Raw genomic sequence first — 20,266 nt, forward strand, 5'->3', positions numbered from 1 at the left:
GTCCCCGACATAGGGTACGCGGAGGGTCTCATTTATTGCAACGGATGCAATGAATGCCGGCTGCTATTTTTCGTCAGGTGCTGGAAGAAAAACAGTTCCGCGGTGGTGATGCCAAACCGCTCATAAATGCGGCGGCGATGGTTCTTGACAGTGCCGACGGTGATGCTCAGCCGTTAGGCAATGTTTGCGGCCACAGCGGGCTGCGCGCTCGGTTCTTGCCCGGCCTATCGGTCTTTCACCGCTCGCCTTGGGCATCCTTATGGCTGTTTTTGCCTCATTTGGGTGACAGGCTGCGGGGGATGGGTTATATTGCACTGCACAACGGAAGCGCCCGCGCTTGGCGCGGCGGCAAATCGGCATTGAACTGCATGGACGGGAATCCGCTACCGAGATGAAGATTCCAAAATCTCTGTTGGTCGACCCGGAGAAGAACACGGTCTACGGTACATTTGCTGTTGCCATCTCCATTTGGGCGTTCTCCTACTCCTCCGTCTTCGGCCAGATCCTGATCCTGGCCTATTATGCGGTTTGGCTCCCCCTCATCCTGGTGGACTACCGGCGGCTGTTGCGACATGTATCCAGCGCATGGCTCCCGCTGGCGTTTGCCATCTACGTCTGCCTGTCGGTGTTCTGGTCGGATGCTCCCGGCATCACGTTGAGGACGGCAGTCCAGTATTGCTCCCATATCGCCTGCGCCTACATCGCGGCGCGCACCGTCAGCGTCCGAACGTTGACGATAGGCTCGCTGATCGGGATTTTTCTCGTCCTGCTCTATTCGCTCATGGTCGGGGGTTATTCCTATGACGTTCTCGACGGGACGTACAATTTCGTCGGCGCATTCAGCTCCAAGAACCAGATCGGCTTTGTCGCATCGCTGGGTGTCTACTTCTGCGTTGTCTTCCTGGCTTTTCTCAGGCGCGGCCGAATAAGCCTTTTCTTGACGGCGCCCGTCGTCGCCCTGTCGGCCTATCTGCTGGTCATTGCGCATTCGGCCACCTCTATGGCTTCGATACCGGCAGTTCTCGCTCTGGTGGCTCTGCTTGCCATGGCCAAGAAGCTTTCGCTCCGCTATCGACGGGTGATTTTCCTGGTCGGCACATGCGGGCTGATCGCGGTCACCCTGGTTGCCTTTGCGGGACTTCTGGATTTCGTCCTTGGCGTCTTCGGAAAGGATTCCACGCTCACCGGACGGACTTATCTCTGGGAGCAGGGCTGGGAGGCGGCGCAGCAAGCGCCGATCCTCGGCGTCGGCTATGCGGGCTATTGGGTGCAGGGTTTTGCCGAGGCCGAGCGGCTTTGGAACGAATTCTACATCACAACCCGATCAGGCTTCCACTTCCACAATACCTATATCGAAGCCCTCGTCGAGCTTGGCTATGTCGGGGCGACGCTGATTTCGCTGATCATCGTGCGCACGCTGTGGGGCCACATATCGGCGTTGATATTCAGGACGTGGCAAGCCGAGTCTGTGATTCTTGCCGGCGTGATGGTGCTTCTGTTCATCCGGTCCTTCGTCGAGGTCGAGACCCTCAACCCCTACATTATGGGCTCCTTCCTGCTGTATTACAGCTACTTCAAGCTGGTGAGGGTGTTAGTCGCCCGTCCCCGGTGGACCGCGGGCAACCTCGCGGAACCAGAAACCGCAAGGGGCTAAGCAAAGCGCTAAATGTCACCTAGAGCAATTCCAGGAAAAGTGTGCAGCGGTTTTCCGTCCGGAATTGCGCGAAAACAAACAGCTCTACTTTTCGTCTATCAAAATGAGATCAAAAACGAATATAATCTTGGGGCGCCACTAGTTCGCGAATTATTCGGGCAGGATTTCCTGCAACCAAGCTTCGTGGCGGTGCACTTTTGGTGACCACAGAGCCGGCTCCAATTACGCTATGATCCCCGATTTCCACCCCAGGCAGGATTATTGAATTTCGGCCTATCCAAACATTATCACCAATTAGGACAGCTTTCGCTTTAACACCGGCACCATCTTCGACCTCATGATAGTTTGAGTCTTGGATTACAACCGAATCGCCAATAAGGCATCTTTTTCCGATGCTTACTGCGACTGATGCGTCGATCATGACTCCGCTGTTTATAAAAGATTTAGAGCCAATTGACAGGCTTGCGTTCCGGCGTGCATGAAACCAGGAACGTGACCCCAGCCCTCGAAACGAAACGCGAGAGCCAAATCTAAAATTGCCTTTTCCTGCTATATGAGGCGAGACTCCAAGCACCGAGACTCGATCGGATATTTCGATACCCCTCATTACCCAAATGAATGTAATGATTGTGCCTTTAATATACCTTCTAGCACGATAGATATTCACTACGCTTCCCCCACGGATAGCCGCTCCTCGCCGAGGAGCGTGCATCTATGCGGACGGCCTTGGCGTGACGCTCCCTTTGAGCGTCAGCTGACCTCGGGGTATTCGATTTCTCGAAACGGCCTATTGGCTAGCCATCGGCGCCAACTTCACCTTGATCACGTCCCCGGGCAGCACGGGCGTGTCTTCGCTGGCGGCGATTTCGCTGCTCTTTCCGTCGACCACCCGAACCAGGCCAAACGACATTGTTGGCTCTTCGCCGTCGCGATAGCGTTGCAACGCCGGGTTCCCCGACATGGCTTCGGCCATCAGGCCTGTTTGCATGTTCATCTTGAGCATTGTTTGACTGAGCTCGGCTTCTGCCTGTTGCCGATCGGTGGCGAGGCCCGCATTCTGGGTGTTTTCCAGATCGATGGCGTCCTGATTGGCCTTGCTGATCGACTGCTTGGCGGTGAGGATGGCCGTTTCGTAATCCAGGATCTGGCCTTCCAGGTCGGCGATCGTTTGTTGCGAAGTCAGAACCCGCGTATTGACGACAAGGCCCTTTTGCGCCAGCGAGCCGATGCCGCTCAGCTGTTCCTTTGCCAAGTCGACCTGCCGCTGCTGGTTGACGATCTTTTTCTGCAGCGAATCAATCTCGCTCTGCAGCAGCGTCTTCAAATCATCGAGCGCCTGAAGGCGCAGTTTGAGATTCTTTTGATCGGCCGTCAGGATCGCCATCTCGTCGGCAACGATGCTTGCCAGTTTCGGATCGTCGGCCACCTCCTTCGGCACGTCGAACGTCGACTTGTCCGCTATCTCCGCTTCGATGCGCGCGCGCCTGACGATCAGCCGGACCCGTTGGTCTTGGAGAACGTCAAAATCGCCCTTGGCGTTGATCATGTCGCGGTCGTACCGCTGTCCTTCGGGACTCCGTCTGACACCGCCGGCGATGCTCATCGCCCTGAGCACGGTCAGGTCCGGCACGTAAGGATACTGACCGGGCGTCTGGACCTCCCCGGAAATGTAGAACGGCCTGTACTGCGCCATTTCGACGGAGGCTTCCGGCCGGTCCGCCAGAGCGAGCTTGCGCTGGAGCGCCTGGCCGATCGCTGCCGCGACCTCGGATGTAGTCTTGCCGGATGCCGGCATTTCGCCGACGAATGGCACGGACAATGTTCCAGCAGGACCGACCGTGTACTCTCCGTTGACGGCCGTCCAGTCGCGGAACGTGCCTTCAACGGTCTGCCATTCGGCCACGCGGATGGTCAGCTTGTCCTGCGATCCCAGGCGGTACTCGTCGGCGGTGGCTAGTTGGGGAACGGCGAGCGTCAGCGTGAGGCAAGCAGTCATAAGCCGCATCCGTCGCATGTGATTGCTGACAGTGCCGGCGCAGGAGATTCCGAAGATGTTTGTTTTCAACTGAGCTTTTTCCGATCCGCTTTGGCCCCGCCCGATGAAGCTTGCTGCAGAATGCTTGGCGTCTGGACCGTCACTCACCGGCTCCCGGCCGGGTCAGTAGCAGCCCCGCGACATCCAGACCGCAGGCACGGTCTTGATGATGATGCGAATGTCCTCGAATAGCGACCAGTTCTCAACATAGTGGCGATCGAACGCGACGCGGCTGTCGTAGGAAACGTCGTTGCGGCCACTGACCTGCCAGAGCCCGGTCAGGCCGGGGCGCGATTTCAGGTAATAGACAGCCGAACTGCCATAGATTTCGAGCTCGTCGCGCACGACGGGGCGAGGACCGACAAGGCTCATGTCGCCCTGAAGGATGTTGATGATCTGCGGCAGTTCATCTAGGCTGAGCTTCCTCAGCACGGCCCCGACGCGCGTGACGCGCGGATCGTTCTTGAGCTTGCGGGTCGCTGTCCATTCGGCATTGGCGTCCGGATTGGCGGCAAGATATGCCGCCAGCACCCGTTCACCATCCTGAACCATGGTGCGAAACTTGAGGCACGGGAAAATCCGTCCTCCCCGACCGATCCGGCTGTGACCGTAGAAAATCGGCCCGCCGTCGGAAAACTTGACAAGCAGCGCGACCATAACAAACAGCGGACTGAGAGCCACCAGGCCAATCAGTGAGCCGGCAATATCGAAGCTGCGTTTTAGCAGGCCGCCGATTGGTGGAAAATCGATGCCGGCCTGCGAAAAATCCGCATCGGCCGACTTGGCTACGTCCCTCATGCGTAAACTCCATACGTTGAACGGATGGTTTCGCCCACAATATCAAAAAAATGCTGCATCGCAACACACAATTTCTCGATCGCTTGAAATAATCACGTCATGAATTGACTAAATAATAAACCGATCCTGCACAAATTTTGATCTTTATGGCACGTTCGTGACAGATTATGGGCAACTTTGAAAAATCTAGTGCCTTTTTGAGGCTGATTTTAGGCGAATCGCTCTTTGTACCGCGTCATGGAACATAATCGTGCTTTAGCTTCCGAGACATATAGAGATTTTAGAGTAAAATACTAATTAATATTATGGGTCTTACTGGAGGGGTTCCATATCCGGTGATTGGCCATGATGCAGATGTGTGCATCGCAACATGGCAGAGTCGATCCCGCGAACGCATCCAAAATTATTTGTGGTTGGCCTTGCCCGCTATTGCACACCTTAATAGAGTTGCAAATTGTTTCTGTCAGAGTATGGAACAGCGTGGGAAAGGCCGAAAGCAACCGGCCAAAAAGCGGGCCGCCTCAACGAGCTCGCATGGCGAAGGGAGGCTCGGGGTGGGTCAATCATCGATTTTTGCCCGAGCAGGTTGACGGGCTGTCGGGTATGTCGCTACCAAAATTCATTGTCGGCATGATTTTCGCTCTGGCGATCGTGGTCGCATGGTCTCATCTGGGCGGCGCTTCGCTCGGCACGACGCTTTTTCGCGCTATGGCTTGCGCCATCGTCATTCAGCTGGGCTACTTTTTGCTGGTTTTCGTCATGGTTGCCAGAAACACCCCGACATCGGCTGATAAGATTCGCGATGCCGAACGAAAGCTGAGTTCGACCGAGACGGCCGATGGCGAGAAGTTCAGTGCCAGGAGAAGCCTTCACTGACCCTGCGTCAGGTCGCGTCGGCTGGACTCCAGTCGGACTGCTCACCTTACAGCATCCTGGACAACTGGCCTTCGGATTTTCCTTCAGCCTCTGATCCCCTGATTCAGCCTCTGATTTTGCCCGACCTTGACGATGCGGCCGTTTTCCATCGCGACCACCAGGTCGGCGAAAGAGAAGATCGACGGCCGGCGCGACGGTCAGGGTCGTCATCGCGCCGCAGCCCGTCGATCGCCTTGGTGATCAGCGATTCGAGTGCGCTGACGGCTCTATCCAGAATGGCAGGGACGGTTTGCGAAGCGGCGCGTCGAGCCGCTGGCATTACACCGCCCATCGATTTGCGCCATGACGACACCGAAAGGAAAGACTGGACGGAGCGAATGATTTTGGCGATGCTTTGCTTCGCACTTGCAGCATAAGCGCCGGCTGACGCTCTTTCGAAAGCCGGACAGTCGGTGAGGACGAGAGCTGCATCGGACATTCAACGGGGGGCAGCGAGAAATTCGGAGCCACCTTTGCAGTCGAGAGACGAATTGATGACAAAACCCGAGGTCTGCGTGATCATCGCTGCCCGCAACGCGGCGCGGACAATCCCGGTTGCCATCGCATCGGCGTTGCGCGAGCCGGAGGTGGCGGAAGTCGTCGTCGTCGACGACGCCTCCACCGACGATACCGCGAAAGTCGCTCGGGCAGCCGACGATGGCAGCGGCAGGCTTTCCGTAATCCGGCTCGACGTCAACGGCGGTCCTTCCTTCGCCCGCAACGCCGCGATCGCCAGCTCCAAATCGCCGTTCATCAGCATTCTGGACGCCGACGATTTTTTTCTCGAGGGCAGATATCGCGAGTTGTTCGCCAGCGCCGATTGGGACTTCGCTGCCGATAACATCATGATGATCAGGGACGATGCGGTGACCGATGTCTCGAAAATCGCCGCTCCGCGATTCTCGGCCGACCCGGAATTTCTCGATTTCGAGCGTTTCATCGAAGGCAATATCTCCAGTCGCCGTGTGCAGAGAGGTGAGCTGGGCTTCCTCAAACCGGTGATCAGCCGCGCTTTTCTCGACCGGCATGGGCTGCGCTATGACGAAAACCTGCGGCTGGGCGAAGACTATGAGCTCTACGCGCGCGCGGTTGCTTGCGGGGCACGCTTCAAGGTCATCAGGTCCTGCGGCTATGGCGCCATCGTTCGCGCGGATTCGCTGAGCGGCCAACATAAGACGCAGGATCTCAAGCGTCTGGCCGACGCGGATCTGGCGCTGCTGGCGATCGACAGTTTGCCGGAAGGCTCTAAGGCGGTGCTCAGAAGGCACGAACGGCAGGTGCGCGACAAATACCGGTTGCGGAACTTTCTCGACGTGAAGAACGAGCGGGGGCTGACGTCGGCCGCGGCCTACGCCCTGGCCAGCCAATCCAACCTCATCCCCATCGTTCGCGGCGTGGCCGCCGACAAGCTGGATGCGCTGTTTCGCCGCGCCGGCTTTGCCTCGAAGCAGCCTGTGCCGCCGCTGCGCTTTCTCATGGCCGCAACCAGCCCGCTCGGCGAGACTTGAGCTTGTCCGCGAGCGGCGCCATGCCGATCATGTCAACAGGTCCTTACCCCGCTCCAACGTGAAGCGAATTTCCGATTCGCCACACTAAAGCGCGTCGCGTTTGATGAGATTCATGCGACGCGCTTTAGTTCTTGTTCTTATGCATGTCGTTGTCGCAAAACCGCTGCGCACTTTTGCGCAACATGCATTAGGTGGTTGCCTACTCGCTCTGGGGATGGCATGTGTGTTGCGGTGCAGCAATTTTGGTTGGCCGTTTGAATCGGCCCGAAAATGTCCCCTGTCAGAGGAGCTGGACGATGCGACAAGATTTTTTCGGCCTGGATGGGCACGGGATTGCCATAGGCTGGCTATGACAGGAGACTGAGCGCATGGCCTCGATATTCGGCTTCAGATCAAGGGATCCGGCTCGAGACAGGCAGACCGACATCTCGCGCCTTGACCGCTTGGCAAAGCTGCTTGACCAGATCGCAGCCGAGGTCGAGGCGGAGAAAAACGGACTTGAGAATCGCTACCGGACAAAGGCCACCAACGCGGCCTTTCTGGTCGAGGCGATGGAAAATGGAGCGGCCTCCTCCAGCAGATCCGCCGAAGTCAGCGAACTGACGAAGTCGATCCTGAATTGCGAGCAGCGCATCGCGGCGCTCGCGCGGCAAAACGAATTGATGAAGGATCTCCGTCATTCGCTGGATGCAATCTTCGATGAAAGCGGTCAGCGTGGCTCGACCACCAAGGCTGATTTCGCCAAACCGGCCGCCGGCACGGGGTGAACTTCAAAGTTCTGGGTGGCGCCGCAGGCAAGAGGTTTAGTGCCACAGGTCAACAAAGAGGCAGCACAAGGAAGGTGCCGGGAGAAGGTCAAGATCAGCTCGTTTCGTCATGGTTCGAACGTCGACTTTGGGTTGGGGGCACACAGCACAAAGGTGAGTTTGGTATGAACGCGGATCCGAAAAGCACGTCCACCCCAGCAACCGGCGGCAGCCCGTTCACGCGCTCGATCAGGCAAGTGAACCTGAGGCAGCTATGCTCTGGCGGCGCGTTTCTGCTGGTCGCGCTCGGCAGCCTGGTTGCAGGCCCGACCCCTTCCCGTTCGCAGGATATCCCGACTGCGCCATCGTTCGTCGATGATTTCACCAGCTTCGACCGTGCGCGCTGGTACGTTGCCGATGGCTGGACGAACGGCAGCCATCAGAACTGCACCTGGTCCAAAAGCCAGGTCGAGCTTTCCGACGGCATGCTGACGCTCGGTTTCGAAAAGCGGAAGCTGAAGGATCGCGATTTTGCCTGCGGCGAGATCCAGACCAAGCAGCGCTTCGGCTATGGCACCTATGAGGCACGGATGAAAACCGATGCCGGCTCAGGCATCAACGCCGCCTTCTTTTCCTACATCGGCCCCTCCGACAAGCAGCCATGGGATGAAATCGACTTCGAGGTGCTGACCAAGGACACCTCCAAGGTGCAGGTCAACGCCTACATAGCCGGCAAGGGCAACAACGAGAAATTGGTGGATGTAGCGGGCGGCGCCGACAAGGCATTCAACGACTACGCCTTCGTCTGGGAGAAGGACCGGCTGCGCTGGTACGTCAATGGCCAGCTGGTGAACACGATCACCGATCCGGCAAAGCTGCCCAGCCATGCGCAAAAGATATTCTTCAGCCTCTGGGGCAGCGACACGATGAAGGGCTGGCTGGGCCCGTTTTCGGATCCGGGGCGCAAGCTCACCATGCAAGTGGACCGCGTCGCCTTCACGGCGCTCGGCCAGCCATGCCAGTTTCCGGAATCGCTGGCATGCAGCATAAAGTGAAGGCTAATCTGAACCGGCCGGACCGAAAGCGCTCCGAAGCTTTGAACAGGGATGAAACCAAATGAATTTGACGGTCTTTGGAATTGGCTATGTCGGTCTCGTGCAGGCGGCGGTGCTTGCCGAAGTCGGACACCAGGTGGTGTGCGTCGACATCGACGTGAAAAAAGTCGAGCGGCTCAATCAGGGCCTCATCCCGATTTTCGAGCCCGGGCTCGAAAACCTCGTCAAGGAGAACCACGCGGCCGGCCGCATCAAGTTCACCACCGACGCCGCCGCCGCGGTCAAGCATGGCGAGATCCAGATGATCGCCGTCGGCACGCCTCCCGGAGAGGATGGTTCGGCCGACCTCAAATATGTGCTGGCCGTCGCCGAGGCCATCGGCCGGGAGATGGACGCGCCCAAGATCGTCGTCGGCAAATCGACCGTGCCGGTCGGCACCTGCGAAAAGATAAAAGCCAGGATCGCCGCGACGCTGAAGGCGCGGGGTCGCGAGGATCTGGCTTTCGACGTGGCCTCCAATCCGGAATTCCTCAAGGAAGGCTCGGCGGTGGCCGACTGCACGAAGCCCGATCGCATCATCGTCGGCACCAACAGCGAAAGCACCGAGGCGGTGATGCGTGAACTTTATGCCCCGTTCAACCGCAACCATGAGAAGATGATCGTGATGGATGTGCGCAGCGCCGAATTCACCAAATACGCGGCCAATTGCATGCTGGCGACCAAGATCAGCTTCATGAACGAAATGGCCAATCTGGCCGAGGAGCTGGGCGCCGACATCGAGGAGGTCCGCAAGGGCATCGGCAGCGATCCGCGCATCGGCTACCATTTCATCTATCCGGGTCTCGGCTATGGCGGCTCGTGCTTCCCCAAGGATGTGCGCGCCCTGATCAAGGCGGCGGAAGGCGTCAAGTTCGATGCCAAGCTGCTGCGCGCAGTCGAGGAGCGCAACAACGAGCAGAAGTCGGTCCTGTTCGACAAGGTGAACCGGTACTTCGAGGGCAATCTGAAGGGCAAGACCTTTGCGCTTTGGGGCTTAGCCTTCAAACCCGACACCGACGACATGCGCGAGGCGCCGGCGCGTGTCCTGATGGAAGCGCTGTGGAAGGCCGGTGCCAAAGTGCAGGCCTATGATCCCGAGGCGATGCAGGAATGCCAAGCCATCTACGGGCTGCGCGAGGATCTCCTCTTGTGCGGGACCAAGGAGGCAGCGCTGCGTGGCGCCGACGCACTCCTGATCGCCACCGAGTGGAAGAGCTTCCGCGCGCCTTCTTTCGACGCGGTGAAGGATGCGTTGACCACGCCGATCATCTTCGACGGCCGAAACCTCTACGACCCGAAGGTCATTGCCCGCCACGGCATCGAATACCACTCGATCGGCAGGATGGCGGCGTGAGGCCCATTCGGGAAAGGCCTATGGCAAGATTGGCTCGCACACCAAGGACGATTACGAAGGCTTTGATGAACGCGCTCGTTTCAACAAAGGGTTTTATCTGATGGTGCTGGGCGTCAGGCCGGAACAGATCGCCAACGAACATTTCGATCTTGTCGCCATCGGTTCCGGTTTCGGTTCGGCGTTCTTCCTGCATGCGTTCGCGAAGCAGCGAAAGGCTCGCGTTCTGGTTCTGGAATGGGGCCGGCACAACACGCATGAATGGCAGCTCGACCAGAACGTCAACACCGACATCGACGAAGAGACAACCTACAAGACCAACTCCGATAAGCCGTGGAACTACACGATCGGATTGGGTGGCGGAACGAATTGCTGGTTCGCGCAGACGCCGCGCTTTCATCCGAACGACTTCAGGCTGAAAAGCCTCTACGGCGTCGGCAACGACTGGCCGATCAGCTATGACGAGCTCGAGCCGTTCTACTGCGATGCAGAGGACGTCATGTCGATTTCAGGCGATCCCGACATGGCGGCGATGATGCCGCGTTCCAGGCCGTTTCCACAACCACCGCATCACATGTCGACGCCGGACCGGATGATGAAAGCGGCGCAGCCGGACCAGCACTTTGTCGTGCCGACAGCCAGGGCGCGCGTGCCGACCGCGCAGCGGTCTTCGTGCTGCGCCAATTTGCGATGCGGGTTATGCCCGGTCGACGCGAAATTCACCGCCAACAATGGCCTGATGCACGTCTTCGAGCATCCCGACGTTTCGGTCTGCCTTGGCGCGGAAGTGCGCCGGCTCGATCACGTCGGCGGATCGGTCCGTTCGGTCGTGTTCGTGCAGGACGGCAAGGAATATTCGGTCAGCGGCGATCTTTTCATTCTGGGCGCCAATGCCATCCAGAGCCCGGCGATCATGTTGCGATCCGGCCTGTCGGGCGAATTCGTCGGGCGTGGCCTGCACGAATCCTACGGATGGAATTTCGAAGCCTATCTCGACGGTGTCGACAATTTCGATGGCAGCACCATCACCACCGGCTTGAATTTCGGCCTTTATGACGGCGCCCACAGATCGCAGCATGCGGCGGCGCTGGTCTATTTCGAAAACCGCTGGCAGCACGGGATGCGCCCCGAAAAGGGGCGTATCCGTCAGACGCTTCCCCTCATCATTGTCACCGAAAACCTGCTCGAGCCGGAAAATCTCGTCATCCTCGACGAGGATGAAAACGCCTTCGTCAGTTTCAAGGGGGCATCCGACTATGCCGTCAAGGGCATGGCGTGGGCAAAGGAGAAACTGCCGGCGCTTCTGGCCCCGCTGCCGGTCGAAGAGATTTTCGATCGCGGCATCCGGCCGACCGAGTCGCACGTCCAGGGCACGTTGAGGATGGGCTTGAGCCCGGCGGATTCGGTGGTCGACCGGGACATGATCCACCATCAGCTGAGGAACCTGGTCGTCGTCGGCTCGAGCACATATCCAAGCTGTTCCTGTGCCAACCCGAGCCTGACCGCGGCAGCCCTCTCCTTGCGGGCGGCGAGCCGGATAGCGGGAAAGGAAATGGCCGGATGATCAAGGTTTCGCGGCGCGCGGCACTGGCCATCATGGCTGGCGGAGTTGCTTCGACCGGCATCGCCTATGCCGCCGTTTCCTCGCTTTCGGACGAGGACCTGGTGCGCGTCACGCTCGAAAGATATTTCGGCAGGCTGAACATGCGCATCGAACATCTGCAGCAGTTCGTCCTGGAATTCCAGAAGCGGAACCCCTGGATATTTCCAAACAAAAAGCTGGGCGATGCGGTCACTCTGCTTGAAGAGCTGAAATTGGGCGCCGCACGCCGGTTTCTCCCCGACCAGAAAAAAGAAGATCTGAGCCATTTCGACCGCTGGGTTATTGCCGAGTTCCATATGCTGACCGACTATGCCCGGCGCAGTTCGCCAACCGATCCGATCCGATTCACCGGATGGCAGCCATGCACCAATCCGTTCGCCAATTTAGAGATGCAACAGGATGCCTGAAAGCGGGTCGCAAGCCATCACGCGTGAACAAGCCATGCGTTAACAAGCAATGCGTCATCGCTCGTAAACTTGAGAATGCGACAAGGAGCCGAAACCATGAAAGTGCTTTTTGCAGGCGGCAACGGTTACACGCCCCAGTTCAGCGGCGGTGTCCAGTCCAGCACCCATCATCTTGCCGAGCAGTTGCTCGAGCACGGGCATGAGGCGTCGGTGCTTGCCGCCCTGTTTGGCCAAGGCGTTTTCGGCTATAAGGCACGCGCCAAGATGAAGCTTCTGAGACAGCGCGCGGTCATCGACAGCTATCCGGGCTATCCTGTCGTGCGGGCCTGGTTTCCCTGGGAGGCGGCGGGTTTTGCCGTCGAAAAGCTGAGGCCGGATGTCGCCGTGGTCCAGTGCCACAAGTCGGTTCCGATCGGCAAGGCGCTGCAGGCCGAAGGCGTGCCGCTGGTCGTCTATCTCAGAAACGTCGAGTTCCACGAATTGGGCGGCGATCTGCGCGAGCTGCATTCGGCGCTTTACATCGCCAATTCCGAATTCACGGCGCGCACCTACAAGGCAAAATTCGATATCGATTCGACGGTTATACCGCCGACCATCAATCCCGCCCTCTACAGCACGCCGACGACAGGCGAATTTGTCACGCTGATCAATCCCTATGAGGAAAAAGGCTTCGAGCTTGCGGTGCGCATTGCCGCCGCCTGCTCCGAAATCCCGTTCCTATTCGTTGAAAGCTGGAAGCTTGACGACGATCATCGGGCCCGGATCGAGCAGACGATTGCGCCGCTCGGCAACGTCACGCTGGAGAGCCGGACCAGCGACATGAAAACCGTTTATGGCCGCACGAAAATCCTGCTCGCCCCCAGCAAGTGGGAAGAGGCCTGGGGCCGGGTGGCGTCGGAAGCCCATTGCAGCGGCATTCCCGTCGTCGGCTCGCGTCGTGGCGGCCTGCCCGAAGCGATCGGCTCCGGTGGCGTGGTGCTGGATTACGACGCCCCGCTCGCCGATTGGGTGGCAGTGGTCAGGCGTCTGTGGACCGACAGCCAGGAATATGGGCGGCTTTCAACGGCGGCACGTGCATTCTCCGAGCGACCGGAACTCGATCCGGCTGGTCAGTTCGCGACCTTCTTCTCGATGCTCGACAGGGCGGCACGGCAGCCTTCGCGACAGGCCGCCTAGAGCAATTCCAGGAAAAGTGCGTAGCGGTTTTCCGTTCGGAATTGCGTAAAAACAAATGCTTAGAGCGGGTCAGCGGTTCTATCAAAGCTGAACCGCTCTAAGTTCTGAATCGGATTCAAGCAGGTCTTTTGATCCGGCTCTTGAGCGTCTCGTAGCCGCGTTCGCCGAGCAGTGTGCGCGCCACGGTCTTGATTGCCGTCTTGCGCCCGTCAGGCGAACTGATCCCCCGCAATCTGCTGGGAAGGTTGCGTGCCGTCTGTCCTAGTGCCGGAAGCGACAGCGTGTCGGGATAAGTTACCAGATGCGTTTCGACGCACAGCACCGGTTTGCCGGAAAGCTTGGCGATCTTGAGGGCCTGCTGGTGTTCGCTCTCGATGAACAGGATGGCGTCGGATTTGCGGTAGAAATCGGCTTTGAAACTGCCATGCACGCCAAGCCGTTGCCGTTCCGCCTTGCTCGGCAGGTCAAGCATGATCAGTCTGTCGTATGCGATGCCATGCTTTGCGAGCCATGCTTCGGTAAGCGCGCGGTATTTCTCGAGCCGGCTGGTGACGAGCCAGCCGATCTTGCGGGTCGGGCCAAACAGAGGCAGTGCTTCGCTCAGGAATTTCTCATAGGCCGGGCCGTCGTCGTTTTCGGCTTCGGTCGGGTCCAGGCAGAGCACGCCGTCAATGTCGACGCAGCATTGCGCGAGGAATTTGTGGTGCATGAAGTTCCATTGGAACATCCTTGGATGCGGCACGACTTCCAGGACGACGTCAGTTTCCTCGTGCTGAGGCAGCAGGCCGAACACCGCGGCAAAGATGAAGTCCGCCTTGATGCCGGCGGCCTCTACCCGGCTGCGCGCCTCGCGCATGGCGGCACCGCCGCTGACGCTGTCGTCGATCACCAGAACCTTGCGCATGTCGGAGGCCTGTCGGTCGAGCGCGGCGCGGCGTTTGGTGACTCCCGAAGTATAAATCTTTCCGGCCAGAAAACTGTCCAGATCGGTCATCGGGATGTTCGCCGTCAGGCTGAGCAGCGTGGCGGCGAGAATCCCGCTTCGGGGAACGCCGACCACCAGGTCGATGTCGCGCGGCAACCGGTGAAGGTTCCTGACAATCGCATCGTTCATGTCGGAGATCGATCGGTAGTGCATGGGATCAGACCTGCTTCTCGTATGGATGTCCGTGCAAGTTACTTCGCCTCGCTTGGTGCTGCCGCGGGCGCCCGTGCCGGCAGGAGTTTCAGAGCCTCCCGCAATGCTTCGCGGCCGGACGCAAACGCCAGCGCGGTCACGATGGTGATCATGTAGGACAGCACAACCGCGCTCGCCATGGCGACGATGTGCTGTTGCGGCAGCAGCGGCTTGGCAAACCAGATCGCGGCAAGCGCCAGATGCGCGCCAAGCACGAAGGGCGTTGCCGCGCGAAGCATGTGGCTTGCCCGCAGCGGCCCGGTCTTGCCGATATACAGCCACAGGAAAGGTGTTTTGAGATACTCGCTGATCGCATAGGCGATCGCCACCCCCAACGCGCCATAAGGCAGGCCGACCAGGAAGGCTAGCACCGACGTCACGGCCGCTATGATGCCCCAGCGCATGAAATCGCCCGAGCGACCCTGGCTGATGAAAAGCCAACCCGCCGGGTTGTTGAGCGGCTGCAGCAGCCCGGCAAAACCGAGCGCCAGGAAGATGTTGGAACTCTGCCGCCACTGCTCGCCGAGCACAAACGGTATCAGCAGGTCGGACATGGCGGTGGCGAAGGCGACACCGGGAAGTGCAACCAGCAAGATCAGCGGCATGACGCGAAGATAGGCGCTGCGGTAGCGGTCCGGCTCGTCCTTCAGCCTGGAAAGAGCCGGCACCATGACCTTCGACAGCGGATTGGTGATCTGGCTCAACGGAAACAGAAGCAGCTTGTAGGCCCGGTCATAAAGCCCAAGCTGCGCTTCGCCCCAATATTTTCCGATCAGCACATTGTCGAGATTGCGGGCAAAGAAATTGGTGAAATTGAACCCGGTGATGCCGGCGCCGAAATTGATCAGGTCGCTGATGCCATCGACCTTGCGCGGCAGGCTGGGGCGCCATCGCGAGTTTGCCCAGAAGCAAAGTGTGGGCAGCACGGCTGTTGTCAGCGTGCCGGCAAAAAGTGCCCAGTAGGAACGGTCGATGAAAGTCCAAGCGATCGATACGACGAGGCCGGCGACGGCACTTGCGACGTCGATGATGGCCAGGCGGCCGAACTGCATGCGGCGTGTCAGCAGCGCCAGATGCTGGGCGCCCAGCCCATAGGCTATGATCTGCAGCCCAAGCGCTGCCACCAGACCGGCCACCCGCGGCTCGCCGTAGAAAGCGGCGACCAGCGGCGCCGAGCCGGCAAGCACGCAAGCGAGCAACGTGCTGACCGCGACATTGACCCAGAAGAGGTAGTTGATCTCCTCATGCCTTATCCCGCTTTTCTGGATCGTGGCCTGGGTCAGGCCGAAATCCTGGAACAGCGCGATGAAGGCAAGCACCGGTGCGCACATCGCCACCACACCGAAGTCCTGCGGCGACAGCAGGCGCGACAGCACGATGACGGAGACGATCTGCGTCGCAACCCGCACCGATTGCGCCAAAGCCGTGATGATAGCGCCGCGTCCGACCGATCTGCGGAGAGAGCCCTCTGGCGGGTCGAATGCATTGGCTTGCAAATTCAGGGTCCCTGATTTTTGTGCCGGTCCGACGTCCCGACCCGCGCCCGATGCCACCATCAAACTACGGCAATAATTTTGCAGCGCAACAAAAAACGTGGATTTTTGCTACGCTGCACCAAAAATGTTGCGATGCAGCACGAGCTGTACTAGGATTCTTGCGGGCGGGCCAACAGCGGTCGAATTTTCATGCTGCATGTCTTGTACTTGGTACACGACGTCTCCGACCCGGCAGTGCGCCGGCGGATCATAATGCTCAAGGCAGGCGGCGCCCAGGTCACACTGGCGGGCTTCCGTCGGACAGCAAGCCCAATCGCCGACGTCGAGGGCTTGCAGCCGATCGATCTTGGCGCGACGCGCGACGGCCGATTCGGCCAGCGCCTGGCAGCGGTCACAAAGGCGGCGGTCTCGATCGTCTCGAAACTCGGTTCGATGCCAAGACCCGACCTCATCATCGCGCGCAATCTGGAAATGCTGGCGCTTGCCCGCCGTGCCAGATCGGCGTTCCAGGCAACGGTGCCGATCGTCTATGAGTGTCTCGATATCCATCGCCTGGTGCTTCGCGACGACTTTCTGGGCAAGGCGATGCGCGGCGCCGAACGCTATCTGGCCAGGGATGTAAAGCTCCTGGTGACCAGTTCGCCGGCTTTCATCGCCAACTATTTCAAGCCGTTCGGGCAGATTACCGCGCCGGTCGAACTGCTCGAAAACAAATATTTCGAGCCTGCCGCGGTTTTGCTGGATGATCGCACGGTGGCGGAGGCCCCCGTCGCTCCGCCTTGGCGGATCGGCTGGTTCGGCGCACTCCGGTGCCGCCGCTCCCTGGAGCTTCTGGCCGAATTTTCCCGACGGCTCGAGGGGCGCTTCGAAATCATCCTCAGAGGCCGTCCGGCGCTTTCCGAATTTCCGGATTTTCACGGTTTCGTCGAATCCGAGCCCTGGCTCTCGTTTGGCGGGCCCTATCGGAACCCCGAGGACATGGCGACGATCTACCGCGAGGTTCATTTTTCCTGGGCCATCGACTTTTTCGAGCAGGGGCTGAATTCCGAATGGCTGCTGCCCAACCGCCTCTACGAGGGCTGCCGCTTCGGCGCCGTGCCGATCTCGATGGGCAACACCGAAACCGGCCGGTTCCTCGACCGGCAGGGCATCGGCGTTCTTTTGCCTCAAGCCACGCCCGAGGCGCTCGAAGCCGCCTTGGGCGATATGGAGGAGCATCGTTTCGGGAATTTCCGGGCGCGTGTTCTTGCCCGCAATCCACGGACCTGGAGTCACGACCGCAGCGATTGCCGGGCGCTCGTCGAGAAGCTTCGCGGGTTGACGGCCGTGCCCGGTCCATATGCCGCCGAGGCACTGGCTTAGGATGGCTAGGGATGGACATGGGCCAATGACGCAAACCGAAATGCTTGCGCCCAGCCTGATCGTGATTCCGTGCCTGAACGAAGCGGCTCACATCGGCGCGCTTGTTGATCAGCTTCGACCAGCGGCCGAGAGGCTCGGTGCCCGGATCGTCGTTGCCGATGGCGGCAGCACGGACGGCACAAGGGCGATCGTGGAGGAGATCGCCGGGAAGGACCCGCGGATCATCCTTCTTCACAATGAAAAGCGCCTCCAGAGCGCGGCGATCAATCTCGCCGTTGCCAGTTACGGCGAAGGGGCTGAGTATCTCATTCGCATCGATGCGCATGGCGGCTATCCCCTGGACTATTGCGATCGGCTGGTCGAGGAGGCGCTGGCGACCGGCGCGGATTCGGTCGTCGTCTCCATGCTGACCAGCGGCAGCGGCACGGTGCAGAAAGCGGTGGCGGCTGCACAGAATTCCAAGCTCGGCACGGGCGGCTCCAAGCACCGGCATCTCTCGGCTGGCGAGTGGGTCGATCACGGCCATCATGCGCTGATGCGGGTATCGGCCTTCAAGGCGGTGGGCGGGTATGACGAGACATTCAGCCACAACGAGGATGCGGAGCTCGACTACCGGCTCCGTCAGGCCGGCTGCCGGATCTGGATGAGCGGCAAGACGCAAATGATCTATTACCCGCGCTCGTCGCTCGCCGGCCTCTATTTCCAGTATCTCGGCTATGGCCGCGGCCGGGCAAAGAACGTTCTCAAGCACCGCATGATACCGAAGGTCCGGCAGATGGTGCCGCTTCTGGTATTCCCCGTCGTCCTTCTCTCTGCCTTTTTCTTCGTGCATTGGCTGGCGGTCATGCCGCTTCTGGTGTGGGCGTCGGTTTGTCTCGGCTATGGCGTATGGACCGCCATCAGCCAGCGCAATCCGGACAGTGCGCTTGCCGGGATTTCGGCAATGGTCATGCATTTCGGCTGGTCCGTCGGCTTCTGGCTGCAACTGCTTGGGCCGCGATCACAGGGTAGGAGGGTGGCGTGATGGGTGTGGCCGACAAAAAACGCAGCATCGACATTTGCGTCTGCACGTTTCGGCGGCCGGAGCTTGCCGACACGCTCCGCTCCATTGCCGCCCTGGATGTGCCTTCGGGGTTCGACATCCGCGTCATTGTCGCCGACAATGATGACGGGCCGACGGCCGAGCTGCTGGTGGCGACGCTGGCGGAGACGTTGAGGCTGCCGGTCAGCTATCGTCATTGTCCGGCGCGCAACATCTCGATCGCCCGCAACGCCTGCCTTGACGCCAGCACGTCGGATTTCGTCGCCTTTCTCGACGACGACGAAACGGCATCGTCCGGATGGCTCGCCGAACTGGTTGCGACGGCGGAAGTGAGTGGCGCCGCCGCAGTGCTCGGACCGGTGCGGGCGCGCTATCGGCCGGACGCGCCCGACTGGATGCGACGCGGCGATTTCCACTCCACCTTGCCCGTCTGGGTGCGCGGCGAGATCCGCACTGGTTACACCTGCAACGTTCTGCTCAGGATGGGCGCCGACAGCCTGCGCGGCCGGCGATTCAGCCTCGCGCGTGGCCAGACCGGCGGCGAGGACACCGAATTCTTCGACCTTATGGTCAAGGCCGGCGGCCGCATCGCTTTTTCGCCGCAGGCCTGGGTCGACGAAGTGGTGCCGCGCGCCAGAGCCGCATTCGACTGGCTCCGCCGCCGCCGGTTCCGCGTCGGGCAGACGCATGGGCATCTCCTCGGACGCGACGCGAGTGGCCTCGCATTGGTCAGGCAAGTCGGCCTTGCCTCGGCAAAGGCGGTCTTTTGTTTCGCATCGGCAATCCCGGTCGCCATCAATCCCGTGCGCAGGAACCGCAGCGTGCTTCGCGGCATCATGCATGTCGGCGTCGTGAGCGGGCTCGTCGGTGTGCGTGAAATCCGCCAGTATGGCCTGCCCTCGCCGCAGGAAGGGGGCAAGCGTGCAGCCTGACGTCACCTTTATCATTGCCGCCTACAATGCGGAGCTGACCATCGAGCGGGCGATCGCCAGCGCCATCGCCCAGCGTGATGTCAGCGTCGAAATCATCGTCGTCGACGACCAGTCGGGCGACCGGACGCTCGATCTGGCGCGATCCTACCCAGAAGACATCGTGCGTGTTGTCGCACTTGAGCAAAACCGTGGCCCCGGCGGCGCCAGGAATGCCGGCCTTGAGCTTGCCCGCGGCAGATGGGTCGCGGTCCTCGATTCCGACGACGCGGTCTATCCCGGGCGAATCTGCACCATGATTGACCGCGCGGAGAAAGCGGGCGCCGAGATCGCGGTCGACAATCTCCAGGTCGTTCGCGAGGACGGCGTTGCCGAAGAGACGATGTTCCCTGCCGACTATCTGGAGGGCTTGAGTGAAATCTCGCTGGCGGACTTTATCGCCGGCAATGTGGTCTTCGAATCGAGATTCAATCTCGGCTATCTCAAGCCGATCTTCCAGCGACGTTTCTTGAACGAAAACGGGCTTCGCTATGACGAAGGCCTGATCATCGGCGAAGATTACATCCTGCTGGCCAGTGCTCTGGCCAAGGGCGGCAAATGCGTCGTCGAGCCGACGACGGGCTATGTCTACCATATCCGCACCGGCTCCATTTCCCGCGTGCTCGAACTTCATCACGTCGAGGCGATGCGCAAGGCCGATCTCGTTTTCGCCAGAACTCATTCGATGGACGCAAAGGCCGAGGCCGCTTTCGCGAGGCGCACGCGCAGCCTGCGCAAGGCGGCGTCGTTCCTGTCGCTGGTCCAGCACATCAAGGCGCGGTCCCCGCTCAAGGCGGTGTGGACGGCGCTCAGCGATCCGGCGGCGGTTCGGCATATGGGCATGCCGATCGCCGTCCGGCTGCGAAGGGTGGCGGCGCAATTTGCCGTGGGTGCGGGGGAGGTGAAAGGTGCAGGCAGGTGAAAAACAGTTTTC

18 protein-coding genes are annotated in these 20,266 nt (G+C 59.9%); 14 read left to right on the plus strand and 4 right to left on the minus strand.

The window, feature by feature from the left end; all coding sequences use genetic code 11:
• Positions 1-53: 53 nt before the first annotated feature.
• Positions 54-395: a hypothetical protein gene (locus tag EOC94_RS34055; protein ID WP_185928199.1), complete on the plus strand. Its 342-nt coding sequence runs from the start codon at positions 54-56 to the stop codon at positions 393-395.
• Positions 392-1,654, plus strand: coding sequence for an O-antigen ligase (locus EOC94_RS09335; RefSeq protein WP_127290007.1), 1,263 nt, complete (start codon positions 392-394; stop codon positions 1,652-1,654). Before EOC94_RS34055 ends, EOC94_RS09335 begins: the two co-directional genes overlap by 4 nt.
• Before the next feature lie 787 nt (positions 1,655-2,441).
• Here the strand turns inward: EOC94_RS09335 and EOC94_RS09345 are convergent.
• Positions 2,442-3,650: a polysaccharide biosynthesis/export family protein gene (locus EOC94_RS09345; RefSeq protein WP_127290009.1), complete on the minus strand. Its 1,209-nt coding sequence runs from the start codon at positions 3,648-3,650 to the stop codon at positions 2,442-2,444.
• A gap of 162 nt (positions 3,651-3,812) precedes the next feature.
• Complete coding sequence (locus tag EOC94_RS09350) at positions 3,813-4,487, minus strand: sugar transferase (protein WP_095484316.1); 675 nt, start codon at positions 4,485-4,487, stop codon at positions 3,813-3,815.
• A 534-nt stretch (positions 4,488-5,021) separates the two neighbouring features.
• Here EOC94_RS09350 and EOC94_RS09355 point away from each other — a divergent pair.
• From EOC94_RS09355 to EOC94_RS09395, 8 genes are all read left to right on the plus strand, one after another.
• Positions 5,022-5,363, plus strand: a complete 342-nt coding sequence (locus EOC94_RS09355; RefSeq protein WP_245465532.1) for an exopolysaccharide production repressor exox — start codon at positions 5,022-5,024, stop codon at positions 5,361-5,363.
• Between the two features lie 533 nt (positions 5,364-5,896).
• Positions 5,897-6,910 carry a glycosyltransferase family A protein gene (locus EOC94_RS09365; protein ID WP_127290011.1) on the plus strand — a complete coding sequence of 338 codons (1,014 nt, stop codon included), beginning with the start codon at positions 5,897-5,899 and terminating at the stop codon, positions 6,908-6,910.
• Between the two features lie 368 nt (positions 6,911-7,278).
• The gene (locus tag EOC94_RS09370) at positions 7,279-7,677 is read left to right on the plus strand and encodes a hypothetical protein (protein WP_095484313.1); all 399 of its coding nucleotides are present in this window, start codon (positions 7,279-7,281) and stop codon (positions 7,675-7,677) included.
• A 164-nt stretch (positions 7,678-7,841) separates the two neighbouring features.
• Complete coding sequence (locus tag EOC94_RS09375) at positions 7,842-8,711, plus strand: glycoside hydrolase family 16 protein (protein WP_127290013.1); 870 nt, start codon at positions 7,842-7,844, stop codon at positions 8,709-8,711.
• 61 nt (positions 8,712-8,772) lie between these two features.
• Entirely contained in the window at positions 8,773-10,104 is a 1,332-nt protein-coding gene (locus EOC94_RS09380; RefSeq protein ID WP_127290015.1) for a UDP-glucose/GDP-mannose dehydrogenase family protein, read from the plus strand.
• Between the two features lie 100 nt (positions 10,105-10,204).
• Entirely contained in the window at positions 10,205-11,665 is a 1,461-nt protein-coding gene (locus EOC94_RS09385) for a GMC family oxidoreductase (protein WP_127290423.1), read from the plus strand.
• Complete coding sequence (locus EOC94_RS09390) at positions 11,662-12,111, plus strand: hypothetical protein (protein WP_095484310.1); 450 nt, start codon at positions 11,662-11,664, stop codon at positions 12,109-12,111. Before EOC94_RS09385 ends, EOC94_RS09390 begins: the two co-directional genes overlap by 4 nt.
• Positions 12,112-12,207: 96 nt before the next feature.
• Positions 12,208-13,287, plus strand: a complete 1,080-nt coding sequence (locus tag EOC94_RS09395) for a glycosyltransferase (protein WP_127290017.1) — start codon at positions 12,208-12,210, stop codon at positions 13,285-13,287.
• 115 nt (positions 13,288-13,402) lie between these two features.
• Here the strand turns inward: EOC94_RS09395 and EOC94_RS09400 are convergent, their stop codons facing one another.
• Both EOC94_RS09400 and EOC94_RS09405 read right to left on the minus strand, forming a co-directional pair.
• Positions 13,403-14,425 carry a phosphoribosyltransferase family protein gene (locus EOC94_RS09400; RefSeq protein WP_095484309.1) on the minus strand — a complete coding sequence of 341 codons (1,023 nt, stop codon included), beginning with the start codon at positions 14,423-14,425 and terminating at the stop codon, positions 13,403-13,405.
• A gap of 38 nt (positions 14,426-14,463) precedes the next feature.
• Positions 14,464-15,960, minus strand: coding sequence for a lipopolysaccharide biosynthesis protein (locus EOC94_RS09405; protein WP_095484308.1), 1,497 nt, complete (start codon positions 15,958-15,960; stop codon positions 14,464-14,466).
• A 189-nt stretch (positions 15,961-16,149) separates the two neighbouring features.
• Between EOC94_RS09405 and EOC94_RS09410 the strand changes: the two genes are divergently transcribed.
• Genes EOC94_RS09410 through EOC94_RS09425 form a run of 4 tightly spaced genes read left to right on the plus strand, consistent with a single transcriptional unit; the run spans position 16,150 to position 20,254 of the window.
• Positions 16,150-17,322: a glycosyl transferase family 1 gene (locus EOC94_RS09410; protein WP_127290019.1), complete on the plus strand. Its 1,173-nt coding sequence runs from the start codon at positions 16,150-16,152 to the stop codon at positions 17,320-17,322.
• 25 nt (positions 17,323-17,347) lie between these two features.
• Entirely contained in the window at positions 17,348-18,346 is a 999-nt protein-coding gene (locus tag EOC94_RS09415; RefSeq protein ID WP_127290021.1) for a glycosyltransferase family 2 protein, read from the plus strand.
• Positions 18,346-19,296, plus strand: a complete 951-nt coding sequence (locus EOC94_RS09420) for a glycosyltransferase family 2 protein (RefSeq protein WP_127290023.1) — start codon at positions 18,346-18,348, stop codon at positions 19,294-19,296. The genes EOC94_RS09415 and EOC94_RS09420 overlap by 1 nt, the downstream gene beginning before the upstream one ends.
• Complete coding sequence (locus EOC94_RS09425) at positions 19,286-20,254, plus strand: glycosyltransferase family 2 protein (protein ID WP_245329811.1); 969 nt, start codon at positions 19,286-19,288, stop codon at positions 20,252-20,254. The genes EOC94_RS09420 and EOC94_RS09425 overlap by 11 nt, the downstream gene beginning before the upstream one ends.
• Positions 20,255-20,266: the final 12 nt, after the last annotated feature.

It is taken from the genome of Mesorhizobium sp. M6A.T.Ce.TU.016.01.1.1 (assembly GCF_003997065.1).
GTDB lineage: Bacteria > Pseudomonadota > Alphaproteobacteria > Rhizobiales > Rhizobiaceae > Mesorhizobium > Mesorhizobium mediterraneum.

What these genes read in the sequence shown, in the direction of transcription:
- EOC94_RS34055 (WP_185928199.1), top strand. Translation starts at nt 54, where the DNA reads ATGCCGGCTGCTATTTTTCGTCAGGTGCTGGAAGAAAAACAGTTCCGC.
- EOC94_RS09335 (WP_127290007.1), top strand. Translation starts at nt 392, where the DNA reads ATGAAGATTCCAAAATCTCTGTTGGTCGACCCGGAGAAGAACACGGTC.
- EOC94_RS09345 (WP_127290009.1), bottom strand. Translation starts at nt 3,650, where the DNA reads ATGACTGCTTGCCTCACGCTGACGCTCGCCGTTCCCCAACTAGCCACC.
- EOC94_RS09350 (WP_095484316.1), bottom strand. Translation starts at nt 4,487, where the DNA reads ATGAGGGACGTAGCCAAGTCGGCCGATGCGGATTTTTCGCAGGCCGGC.
- EOC94_RS09355 (WP_245465532.1), top strand. Translation starts at nt 5,022, where the DNA reads ATGGCGAAGGGAGGCTCGGGGTGGGTCAATCATCGATTTTTGCCCGAG.
- EOC94_RS09365 (WP_127290011.1), top strand. Translation starts at nt 5,897, where the DNA reads ATGACAAAACCCGAGGTCTGCGTGATCATCGCTGCCCGCAACGCGGCG.
- EOC94_RS09370 (WP_095484313.1), top strand. Translation starts at nt 7,279, where the DNA reads ATGGCCTCGATATTCGGCTTCAGATCAAGGGATCCGGCTCGAGACAGG.
- EOC94_RS09375 (WP_127290013.1), top strand. Translation starts at nt 7,842, where the DNA reads ATGAACGCGGATCCGAAAAGCACGTCCACCCCAGCAACCGGCGGCAGC.
- EOC94_RS09380 (WP_127290015.1), top strand. Translation starts at nt 8,773, where the DNA reads ATGAATTTGACGGTCTTTGGAATTGGCTATGTCGGTCTCGTGCAGGCG.
- EOC94_RS09385 (WP_127290423.1), top strand. Translation starts at nt 10,205, where the DNA reads ATGGTGCTGGGCGTCAGGCCGGAACAGATCGCCAACGAACATTTCGAT.
- EOC94_RS09390 (WP_095484310.1), top strand. Translation starts at nt 11,662, where the DNA reads ATGATCAAGGTTTCGCGGCGCGCGGCACTGGCCATCATGGCTGGCGGA.
- EOC94_RS09395 (WP_127290017.1), top strand. Translation starts at nt 12,208, where the DNA reads ATGAAAGTGCTTTTTGCAGGCGGCAACGGTTACACGCCCCAGTTCAGC.
- EOC94_RS09400 (WP_095484309.1), bottom strand. Translation starts at nt 14,425, where the DNA reads ATGCACTACCGATCGATCTCCGACATGAACGATGCGATTGTCAGGAAC.
- EOC94_RS09410 (WP_127290019.1), top strand. Translation starts at nt 16,150, where the DNA reads ATGCTGCATGTCTTGTACTTGGTACACGACGTCTCCGACCCGGCAGTG.
- EOC94_RS09415 (WP_127290021.1), top strand. Translation starts at nt 17,348, where the DNA reads ATGACGCAAACCGAAATGCTTGCGCCCAGCCTGATCGTGATTCCGTGC.
- EOC94_RS09420 (WP_127290023.1), top strand. Translation starts at nt 18,346, where the DNA reads ATGGGTGTGGCCGACAAAAAACGCAGCATCGACATTTGCGTCTGCACG.